General features: G+C 74.1%; 10 protein-coding genes. 4 read left to right on the top strand and 6 right to left on the bottom strand.

From position 1 onward, the window contains the following. Window positions 1-262: AfsR/SARP family transcriptional regulator (locus tag DZG00_RS08175; protein ID WP_199689802.1), on the top strand; the 262-nt coding region annotated here is incomplete at its 5' end. Between the two features lie 36 nt (window positions 263-298). Here DZG00_RS08175 and DZG00_RS08170 read toward each other — a convergent pair. The 4 genes from DZG00_RS08170 to DZG00_RS08155 all read right to left on the bottom strand — a co-directional run bounded on the left by DZG00_RS08170 (window position 299) and on the right by DZG00_RS08155 (window position 5,214). Further along, a complete protein-coding gene (locus tag DZG00_RS08170; protein WP_119381996.1) occupies window positions 299-2,371 on the bottom strand; it encodes a prolyl oligopeptidase family serine peptidase in 2,073 nt (690 codons plus the stop codon). Window positions 2,372-2,416: 45 nt separating this feature from the next. Continuing rightward, a complete protein-coding gene (locus tag DZG00_RS08165) occupies window positions 2,417-2,914 on the bottom strand; it encodes an HNH endonuclease (protein WP_119381997.1) in 498 nt (165 codons plus the stop codon). 361 nt (window positions 2,915-3,275) lie between these two features. Then, the gene (locus tag DZG00_RS08160) at window positions 3,276-4,112 is read right to left on the bottom strand and encodes a C40 family peptidase (protein WP_233549051.1); all 837 of its coding nucleotides are present in this window, start codon (window positions 4,110-4,112) and stop codon (window positions 3,276-3,278) included. A 403-nt stretch (window positions 4,113-4,515) separates the two neighbouring features. Beyond that, a complete protein-coding gene (locus DZG00_RS08155) occupies window positions 4,516-5,214 on the bottom strand; it encodes an iron-dependent transcriptional repressor DtxR (RefSeq protein ID WP_012039156.1) in 699 nt (232 codons plus the stop codon). Between the two features lie 110 nt (window positions 5,215-5,324). On the opposite strand from DZG00_RS08155, the gene serC reads away from it, so the two are divergent. After that, on the top strand, window positions 5,325-6,443 hold the full coding sequence (serC, locus tag DZG00_RS08150; protein WP_119381998.1) for a phosphoserine transaminase: 1,119 nt from the start codon (window positions 5,325-5,327) through the stop codon (window positions 6,441-6,443). A 73-nt stretch (window positions 6,444-6,516) separates the two neighbouring features. On the opposite strand, the gene DZG00_RS08145 is transcribed toward serC, so the two are convergent. Further along, window positions 6,517-7,194 carry a DUF3027 domain-containing protein gene (locus DZG00_RS08145; RefSeq protein ID WP_119381999.1) on the bottom strand — a complete coding sequence of 226 codons (678 nt, stop codon included), beginning with the start codon at window positions 7,192-7,194 and terminating at the stop codon, window positions 6,517-6,519. Continuing rightward, window positions 7,187-7,570 carry a cold-shock protein gene (locus DZG00_RS08140; RefSeq protein WP_119382000.1) on the bottom strand — a complete coding sequence of 128 codons (384 nt, stop codon included), beginning with the start codon at window positions 7,568-7,570 and terminating at the stop codon, window positions 7,187-7,189. The genes DZG00_RS08145 and DZG00_RS08140 overlap by 8 nt, the downstream gene beginning before the upstream one ends. 156 nt (window positions 7,571-7,726) lie before the next feature. Here DZG00_RS08140 and DZG00_RS08135 point away from each other — a divergent pair, with 156 nt between their 5' ends. Next, window positions 7,727-7,996 (top strand): hypothetical protein, encoded by a 270-nt coding sequence (locus DZG00_RS08135; protein ID WP_045529437.1) that lies wholly within the window; start codon window positions 7,727-7,729, stop codon window positions 7,994-7,996. A 10-nt stretch (window positions 7,997-8,006) separates the two neighbouring features. After that, window positions 8,007-9,630: helicase-associated domain-containing protein (locus DZG00_RS08130; protein WP_119455519.1), on the top strand; the 1,624-nt coding region annotated here is incomplete at its 3' end.

The raw sequence follows: 9,630 nt of genomic DNA, 5'->3' as shown, positions 1-9,630 counted from the left end.
CCACGCGCTCCTCGTCCGCTCACGGCTGCACGAGGCGGCGTCAGCGGCCCGTCGGGCGATCGACGTGGATCCCCTCCGCGAGACCGCGCAGCGCTGCCTGATCGCCGTGCACGTGGCCGCCGGCAACCAGTCGGACGCGCTGCGCGCCTACGAGACCTACCGCACGCGCCTCGACCGCGAGGTGGGCCTGGAGCCGACGGCGATGCTGACCGACCTCGTGGCCGCCCTGCGCACCCGCACCCCCGCCCGCGGCGGCAGCTGACGGCAGGCGCAGGCCACCCGGCCGTCCGGCGCCGGATCAGGCGGCCGTCGCCACGCCCCCGAGCCGCTCCCAGAGGAACGCGTGGATGAGCGACTGCAGGCGAGCGGTCGCCGGGTTGTCCGCGGATCCGCCGTGGCCGCCCGCCGTGTTCTCGAAGTACCAGGCGTCCTCGACCCCGGTGTCGTGCAGCAGCTCGACCATCTTCCGCGCCTGCACAGGCCCCACCCGGTCGTCGCTCGTCGCGGCGTAGACCAGCGTCGGCGGGTACGCGACCCCGGCGCGGACGTTGTGGTACGGCGAGAAGGTGCGGATGAAGTCCCAGTCCGACGGCACGTCCGGGTCGCCGTACTCGGCGATCCAGGACGCTCCCGCCGAGAGCCTGGTGTACCGCCGCATGTCGAGAAGCGGCACCCCGCAGATCACGGCGCCGAACAGCTCGGGGTACGTCGTGAGCATGTTCCCGACCAGCAGACCGCCATTGCTCCGACCCTCGCAACCGAGCCGCGCGGGCACGGTCACGCCGCGCGTCACGAGGTCGCGCGCGACGGCGGCGAAGTCCTCGTAGGCGCGATGGCGGTCCTGGCGCAGCGCCGAGCGGTGCCACGCGGGCCCGTACTCGCCGCCGCCGCGGATGTTGGCCAGCACGTAGACGCCGCCGCGCGCGAGCCAGCCGCGCCCCACGACGCCGCTGTACGACGGCAGGCGGCTGTTCTCGAAGCCGCCGTAGCCGGAGAGCAGCGTGGGCGCGGATCCGTCGAGCGGCAGATCCCGCGGCCCCACCTGGAAGTACGGCACGCGCGTCCCGTCGTCCGACACGGCGAAGTGCTGCTGCACCTCGAGCCCCTGGGCGTCGAACGACGCCGGCTGCTCCTTGACGGGTCGCGGCGCGCCCTCGCCCACGACGCCGTGCAGCAGCGTCGGCGGCGTCAGGAACCCGGTCACGGCGAGCCAGTACTCGTCGGTCTCGCGGTCGGTCGCGACGACCGACGCGGACGCGAGCGGCGTCCCCACGCGCACGTCCTCCTCGCGCCAGCCTCCCGAGCCGTCGGCGTCAGGCGGCGTCAGGACGCGGATCCGGCTCGCCACGTCCTCGAGCAGCGTCACCACGAGGTGCCCCGCGGTCCAGGCCCAGTCCTCGAGGCTCCGCGACGAGGTGGGGGCGAACAGCACGGCCAGCTCGCGGGATCCGGCGAGGAAGTCGTCGAGGCGCGCCGCCAGCAGCGACCCCGCGGCGTGCACGACGCCGCCGATCTCGGTGTCGGTGCGCGGCCGCAGCACGAGCCACTCGCGGTGCAGGTCGACGTCGACGTCCTCGGGCACGTCGATCGGCACGGTCCCCGCGTCCGTCAGCAGGAGCGTGCGCGAGGTGAAGAAGTCGGGCACCTCGCGCACCACGTCCCGCTCGTACCCCGGCGTGGAGTCGTGCGTGACGTGGACGAGCATGTCGGTGGCCGCCACCGCGTGCACCTCCGGGGCGTCCGTGAGCGCCTGCCCGCGGCTCCAGCGGCGCGCGGTCCGCGCGTAGGAGCTCTCGGTGAGGCTGCCCGGCCCGAAGTGCGTGCCGACGAAGACGGTGTCCCTGTCGATCCACGACACCATCGTCTTCGCGACCGGCACCTCGAAGCCGCCCTCCACGAAGCGGCCGGTGGCGAGGTCGAGCTCCCGGACCGCGACCGCGTCCCCGCCGTCCGGCGACAGCGACACGAGCGCCCGGTCGCGCGTCGGCGACAGCAGCTGCGCGCGCGAGAACTGCCACGGGATCCCCTCGGCAGCGCCCAGCGCGTCCAGGTCGAGCAGCACCTCCCACTCGGGCGCGGGCGCCTGGTACTCGTCGAGCGTCGTGCGCCGCCAGAGGCCCTGCACGTGCTCGGCGTCGCGCCAGAGGTTGTAGAGGTGCTCGCCGTGCCGGGTGACGTAGGGGATCCGCTCGTCCGACTCCAGCACCTCGAGCAGCTCGCGCGTGAGCTCGGCGCGGGACCCCTCGGGCGACCGGGCGAGCGTCCGCTCGTTCTCCGCGCGCACCCAGGCGAGGGCGCGGTCGCCGTGGATCTCCTCCAGCCAGAGGAACGGGTCGTCGGGGGTCGAGGAGTCGCGAGCGTCGGCGGTCATCCCCTCAGCCTACGGAGGCGCCACGGAGGCCGGAGGACGGCGGAGTCAGGCCGCGGGGGCCAGGAACTCGTCCCACCCGGGCGCCGGCCGCTCCATCCCGCTGACGACCCACCCGCTCCCCTGTGGCGCGCGGGGAGGCGTGCGGAGCGACCAGCCCATCTCCTCCGGCGTGCGATCGCTCTTGCGGTTGTTGCACGAGAGGCAGCAGGCCACGAGGTTCTCCCACGTGTCCTTGCCCCCGCGCGACCGCGGCAGCACGTGGTCGATGGTGGTCGCGTTCCGGGCGCAGTACGCGCACCGCCCGCCGTCGCGCCGGAGCACCCCACGCCGTGAGACGGGCACACGACGGGCATGCGGGATCCGCACGTACCGCGTGAGCAGGATCACGGACGGCCGACCCCATGCGCCGCCGTTCCCGAGGATCGGGTGCTCCTCGTCCTGGGCGAGCATGGTGGCCTTGCCGCTCAGCACGAGCACCAGGGCCCGCTTGAACGACACGACGGCGAGCGGCTCGAAGCCCGCGTTGAGTACCAGTGTGCGCACGACATCCCTCTCAGACCGGCCTGGACGGCTTCCAGGAATCCGAATGAGGCGTCCCGCCCCCGGGAACACGCGAAGGCACCGCCGAGTGCTCGGCGATGCCTTCTAGGAGAGCGGGTGACCGCTCGGGTGGACCAGGTGGATGCCCACCCGGGGATGGTGCCGGTGTCCGTGGCGCACGTGCGCATCCATGGTGCGGATGTCAGGTGCGGTGGTCATCGGGGCTCCCGGGCGGGTCGAGGGACGTCTCACCGGACAGGGTAACCCGCCGGTCCCCGTTTGTCGCGGGGAACGCAGGAGGCCGGCGGCGCATCCCGCAGGATGCGTGCCGCCGGCCTCCCGGGGTCTTGCCTCGTGCCGATCGTCAGCCCAGGAGGCGGACGAAGTGCACGTTGGTGCTCCAGATCGGGCGCTCCTTGACGTGGTCGCCGGGCTTCGGCGCGTCGATGAAGATGCCGTTGCCGGTGTAGATGCCGTCGTGGCTGAAGTCGTTCCACACCACGATGTCGCCGGGGCGGGCGTCCTCGCGGGAGACGACGGTCCCGGCGTTGTGCTGCGCGCGCACGGAGTGCGGCAGGTTCAGGCCGAACTGGGCGAACACGTACTTGACGAGGCCCGAGCAGTCGAAGCCGGCGGGCGTCTCGCCGCCGAAGACGTAGGGCACGCCGAGGTACTGGCGGGCGACGGCGGAGACGCCGCTGGCCGAGGTGCCCTGGTAGATCGGGTTCTGCGCGAGCTGCGTGGCGGATGCGCCCGTGTAGCTCGTGGCCGTCGACGCGAGCTGCGTGCGGCGCTGCTCGGCGAGGGCGGCGCGCGCGGCCTCGGCCCGCTGGGCGTTGAGGTCGGCGACGGAGGTGGCGGTGAAGCCCTCCTCCTCGGTCGGGGCGGCCGCGGCGTCGGCCGTGACGACCTGCGCGTTGGCGGCCGTGTAGTCCTGCAGCGAGGCGCCCTCCGCCGTGGAGGTGTGCTCGAGGGAGGATCCGGCGGCGTAGGCCGGGATGGCCATGACGCCGACGAGGCCGGTGACGAAGGTCATGACGACCGCGTTGGCGGCCTTCGTGCGGCGCGAGCGGCCGACGGGAGCCGGGCTCAGGCGGGGAGCGGGTGTCGCCAGCGTGCGGGTCGCGGAGTCGCGACGCGGCCGGACGGCCTTCGCGGTCTCGGCGGCGCGGAGCTCGCGACGTGTGGGCAGACGATCCATCCCGGGTGCGGGCGGTCGAGTCGGGTCGGACGGGTTCCCGACGGAACCGCTGATGTCACCATGGGCCAAAGTTGTCAACCTCCTGCGTCTCGACGCCGGACATGCGGGCGCCCCGTCCCTCCAAGGTCGTCGAGGGGTACTCATGCAGGGGACGGGTGTCGAGACGCCCTGCACCGGGCCCGGAACCTCTGTGGTGGTCGGTCGGGCCTGTTCGAGAGTAAGGGACGCGATCCCGTTTGTCATCCTGAGGGACCATATTTCTAACGAATCCATAACGGAGGACGTCATCCTCACGACGGATGCGGGACGGAACCCCCGGTGAGGGCGGCGCGCCCTCCCCGTGTGCCCAGTCCGGGGGTGGTCCTGGGGATCCGCCCAGCGCCCAGGGCCGGACGAGCCGGCGTCAGCGCTCGATGAAGATGTGGCCCGCGACCTCGAGCGGCAGCTCGAGCCCCGGACCGGCGCCGTCCACGCGCACCAGGACGTAGGCGCCCTCGCGGGAGAAGGATCCCGTCGCGCCGGGCAGCACGCCGGCCTGCTTGAGCTGGGAGAGGAGCTCCGGGTCGAACTGCACGGGTTCGCCCAGCCGGCGGATCACGCCGCGCGCGGGGGCGTCCTCCGTCGTGCCGAGCGACGCCTCGACGATGCTCACGACGCCGGCCATGAACGCGACGGCGGGCGAGTCGCCCAGCTCGTCGAGCCCGGGGATGGGGTTGCCGTACGGCGACTCCGTCGGGTGGCCGAGGAGGTCGAGGATCTTCCGCTCCACCTGCTCGCTCATCACGTGCTCCCAGCGGCAGGCCTCGTCGTGGACGAACTCCCACTCGAGCCCGATGACGTCGCTGAGGAGGCGCTCGGCGAGACGGTGCTTGCGCATCACGTGGACGGCCTTGCTGCGGCCCTCGGGGGTGAGCTCGAGGTGGCGGTCGCCGCTCACGATGACGAGGCCGTCGCGCTCCATGCGGGCGACCGTCTGCGAGACGGTGGGGCCCGAGTGCCCGAGGCGCTCGGAGATGCGCGCACGCAGCGGCACGATGGCCTCCTCCTCGAGGTCGAGGATGGTGCGGAGGTACATCTCCGTCGTGTCCACGAGATCAGTCATCGGGCCTCCCTTGCGCCAGGGACCAGCCTACTTCCCCGGGTGCGGGATGGCGGGCGCGGGGGCGCGTCACGGGCCCGGGGCGGTCGGGGACGGTCCCCTACCATTGCGGCATGCCGACGACGAAGATCCCCACCGAACTGCTGCCCCTCGACGGACGATTCGGCTGCGGGCCGTCGAAGGTCCGGCAGGCGCAGCTCGACCACCTCGCGCTCGCGGGCGCCCAGATCCTCGGCACCTCCCACCGCCAGGCGCCCGTCAAGGACATGGTCGGGCGCGTGCGCGACGGGCTCTCCCGGCTCTTCCGCCTGCCCGACGGCTACGAGGTCGTGCTGGGCAACGGCGGATCCACCGCGTTCTGGGACGCCGCGGCCTTCTCCCTCATCGAGCGCCGCAGCCAGAACCTCGTGTTCGGGGAGTTCGGCGGCAAGTTCGCGAAGGCCGCCGCGGCGCCCTTCCTGGAGGCCCCCGACGTGATCCGCGCCGAGCCGGGCAGCCGCGCCGCCGCGAACCCGGTCGAGGGCGTCGACGTGTACGCGTGGCCGCACAACGAGACCTCCACGGGCGTCATGGCGCCCGTCACGCGCGTGCACGGCGACCAGGGCGCGCTCACCGTCGTCGATGCGACGAGCGCGGCCGGCGGCATCGACTTCGACGCGGCCCAGGCCGACGTCTACTACTTCGCCCCGCAGAAGAACCTCGCGAGCGACGGCGGCATCTGGCTCGCGCTGTTCTCCCCCGCCGCCCTCGAGCGCGTGGAGCGCATCGCGGCGTCCGGCCGGTGGATCCCCGAGTTCCTCAGCCTCAAGAACGCCGTCGACAACTCCCGCCTGAACCAGACGCTCAACACCCCCGCTCTCGCGACGCTCCTCATGCTCGAGGACCAGCTCGACTGGATCGAGCGCGCCGGCGGGCTCGCCTGGGCCGACGCCCGCACGCGCGAGTCGTCGTCCGTCCTCTACGAGTGGGCGGAGCGCGTGGAGTACGCGCGGCCGTTCGTGACGGATCCCGCGCACCGCTCGCAGGTGGTGGTGACCATGGACTTCGACGACTCGATCGACGCCGCCGCCGTCGCGAGGACGCTGCGCGCCAACGGGGTGGTCGACACCGAGCCCTACCGGAAGCTCGGGCGCAACCAGCTGCGCGTCGCGACCTTCACGGCCATCGAGCCGGACGACGTGCGGGCGCTCGTGAGCTGCATCGAGTTCGTGGTGGAGCAGGGCGCGGGCTGATCCCCGCCTCTCCGGACGCGACGACGGCGGCGGTCCCCTCGGGGGCCGCCGCCGTCGTCATGCCGGGCGCGGGTCAGCGATCGGCGCCGTCGAAGCTCGTGTCGTCGTCGTCGTCGTCATCGTCATCGTCATCGTCATCGTCGTCGTCGTCCGCCGCCTCGGCCTCGAACTCCACGCCGTCGAGGACGTCGTCCGCGTCCTCGGTGTCGCCCGCCTCGTCCACGGGGTCGTCGTCATCGTCGTCCTCGTCATCGCCGTCGTCGTCGGACTCCGCCGCGAGCCGCTCGGCCTCCTGGTCGGCCTCGATGCCGGCGAGCCGGTCGGACCACGGCAGCCACTCGGGCGAGAGCAGCGCGCCCTCGCCGGGCATCAGCTCGGCCTCGAGCACGGTGGGGGCGGCGTCGTCGACGCGGGCGAGCGTGACGGTCCAGAACCAGCCGGGGTAGCCGGCCATCGTGTTCGCGAAGAGGAGCGACAGCAGGCGGTCGCCCTCGACGATCGAGCCCGCGGGCTCCCCGACCGTGTCGGCCGGGGTGATCTCGAGCAGCGCTGCACGTGCGAGGTCCACGGCCGCGAGGAGCTCGGCATCGGGGACGGCGGGCTCGGCGGGAGCCTCCGCCTCCGTGGGGCTCGTGGCGGCGTCCGCGGTCTCGTCGGCGGGCGTCTCGTCGGCGGCCGTCAGGCCGGGGGCCGTCGCATCCGCCGCCGTCATCTCCGCGTCCATCGTCTCGTCCTCGTCGCGATCAGGCATCGAGCTCCTCCGCGACCCGGCGCAGCAGCGCCGCGATCTTCCGGCCGTGGGCCTCGTCGGGGTAGCGGCCGCGCTTGAGGCCGGATCCGATGCCGTCGAGCACCTTCACGAGGTCCTCGACGATGACGGCCATGTCGTCGGCGGGCTTGCGGGACATGCGGGCGAGCGAGGGCGGGGCGTCGAGGATCCGCGCGGAGAGGGCCTGCGCGCCGCGCTTGCCGTCGGCGATGCCGAACTCGAGCCGGGTGCCGGCCTTCACGCCGGCGACGCCCGAGGGCAGGGCCGACGCGTGCAGGAAGACCTCCTGGCCGTCGTCCGAGCTGATGAACCCGAACCCCTTGTCCTCGTCGTAGAACTTCACCTTGCCGGTGGGCATGCGATCCTCTTCCCTCGCCCCGAGGGGCTCGATGTGCTGGTGGGCGGTCCAGTCTATTCGCCGGGGCCCCGCGCGGCCCGGCGAGGGCGGCGCGCGGCCGACCGTCCCCGTGCAGCGCGACGCGCCCGGGCGCGTGCCACGGCGTAGTCTGAGCGGATGGCATCCGAGACCGCACCGAGCGAGGGACGGGCCGAGCGCGTCCTCGCGTACATGCTCGCCGGCATCCTCCTCGTGGCCGTGCTGAGCATCCTCGCGATCCTGCTCGCACCGCTCATCGCCGTCGACGCGTCGCAGTACAGCACCCCGCTGTGGCAGGTCATCCTGCTGCTCCCGGCCGTGGGGATCCCCATCGCCGCGCTCCTCTTCATCGCGATCCTCATCATCAGCGTCCGTCGCCGTCGTCGCATGGACGGCACGTCCCGCTAGCGGGACGACCATGACCGACGCCCTCGTGCTCGCGGCCCGCCTCCGCGCGCTCGACGACGACGCCCTCGCCACCCTGGTCCGCGACCGGGGGATCGACGCGGGGCGCATCGCCGACCTCTTCGACCTCGCCGACGCGCTGCTCGCCTCGGACGCCGTCGCCCGCGCGCTCGAGCAGCTCGACCGCACGGGCCTGGCCGTCCTCGCCGTCGCGGCCGAGGAGGGCGCGACGGCGCGGCCCCTCGCCTTCGACGCGCTCCGCGATGCGATCTCCCGCCGTTCGGGCGAGGACCCGCTCGACCCGCGGGAGCTCGCGGACGCCGCGGGACGGGCGGCGGAGACGCTCCTGGCCGTCGTCGACGACGCGGGGATCTCGACGCACCCGGAGGTCCAGGCCGCCCTCGCCGCCTGGCCCGCCGCCGGCCTCCCCGGGGCGGACGAGCTGGCGCGCCTGGCTCCGCCCGCACCGCTCGCCGCCGTCCCCCGCGTCGACCACGACGAGGTCGACGCGCGGGCGGGCGAGAGCGCCTTCCGCTCGGTGGTCGCCGTCGCCGCCCTGGTCGACGAGCTGCTGCGGGAGCCGGCTCGCGAGCTGAGCCGCGGTGGCATGTCGCTACCCGACGCGCGCCGGCTGGCCGCCGCGCTCGGCGCCGACCTCGACGACGTCCCCGTCGTCCTCTCCCTCGCCTCCCGCGCCGGGCTCGTGGTCCGCTCCGGTCGCACCTGGTCCGCGACCGCGGCCTCCGCCGCGTGGTCCGGGCGGCCGACCGCCGAGCGCTGGGAGGCGCTCGCGTCGGCCTGGCTGGACGCGCTGGCGCCCGCGACCCGGAGCATCCTCGCCGAGCGCGCCGACGCGTCCTGGGGAGCCGGCCTCGTCGACGGGGTCCTGTGGCGCTTCCCGGGCGGATCCGCCTGGATCGGCGACCGCATCACCGCATTCACGCGCGACGCCGGCCTCCTCGGCATCACGACGGGCGACGTGCCGAGCTCCGCGGGCCGCGCGCTCCTCACCGCGGGACCCGGGGCAGCCGCCGCCGAGCTCGCGCCGCACCTGCCCGCCGAGGTCGACCGGGTCTACCTGCAGCACGACCTCACGGTCGTCTCCCCCGGCCCGCTGGATCCCACGGTCGAGTCGCGCCTCCTCTCCGTCGCCGACGCGGAGGGCCGGGGACTGGCGGCGAGCTACCGGATCTCCGCCGAGTCCGTCACCCGCGCCCTCGCCGCGGGCGAGACGGCCGACGGCATCCGCTCCCTCCTCGCGGAGATCTCGCTGACCGGGATCCCCCAGCCGCTCGGCTACCTCATCGACGAGGCGGTCGCGCGCTTCGGCCGCATCCGGATCCGCCCGGCCTCGCCCGCGGACGCGACCCCCGACGCCCGGACCGCGGTCGTCTCCGAGGACGCGACGCTCCTCGCCACCCTCCTCGTCGATCGCGACCTCGCACCCCTGCGGCTCGTGCGGGCGGGCGACGCGACCCTCACGACCGCCGCGTCGCCCGAGGCCGTCGAGCGCGCGCTGACGGGCGCCCGGCTCGGCCCCGTCCGCGAGAACGCCGAGGGACGCCGCATCGCCCCTGCCGCGCGGGCAGTCCCGACGCCCGCACCCCACGCGGATCCCGAGCCCGACGCGGCCGACG

The organism is Clavibacter lycopersici (assembly GCF_003576405.1).
GTDB classification, from domain to species: domain Bacteria; phylum Actinomycetota; class Actinomycetes; order Actinomycetales; family Microbacteriaceae; genus Clavibacter; species Clavibacter lycopersici.
The sequence above is the reverse complement of the archived record's forward strand: the minus strand, read 5'-3'. Positions and strand labels throughout refer to the sequence as shown.

Coding starts and splice junctions, on each gene's coding strand:
- DZG00_RS08170 (WP_119381996.1), bottom strand. CDS start 2,371: ATGACCGCCGACGCTCGCGACTCCTCGACCCCCGACGACCCGTTCCTC.
- DZG00_RS08160 (WP_233549051.1), bottom strand. CDS start 4,112: ATGGATCGTCTGCCCACACGTCGCGAGCTCCGCGCCGCCGAGACCGCG.
- DZG00_RS08155 (WP_012039156.1), bottom strand. CDS start 5,214: ATGACTGATCTCGTGGACACGACGGAGATGTACCTCCGCACCATCCTC.
- serC (WP_119381998.1), top strand. CDS start 5,325: ATGCCGACGACGAAGATCCCCACCGAACTGCTGCCCCTCGACGGACGA.
- DZG00_RS08145 (WP_119381999.1), bottom strand. CDS start 7,194: ATGCCTGATCGCGACGAGGACGAGACGATGGACGCGGAGATGACGGCG.
- DZG00_RS08140 (WP_119382000.1), bottom strand. CDS start 7,570: ATGCCCACCGGCAAGGTGAAGTTCTACGACGAGGACAAGGGGTTCGGG.
- DZG00_RS08135 (WP_045529437.1), top strand. CDS start 7,727: ATGGCATCCGAGACCGCACCGAGCGAGGGACGGGCCGAGCGCGTCCTC.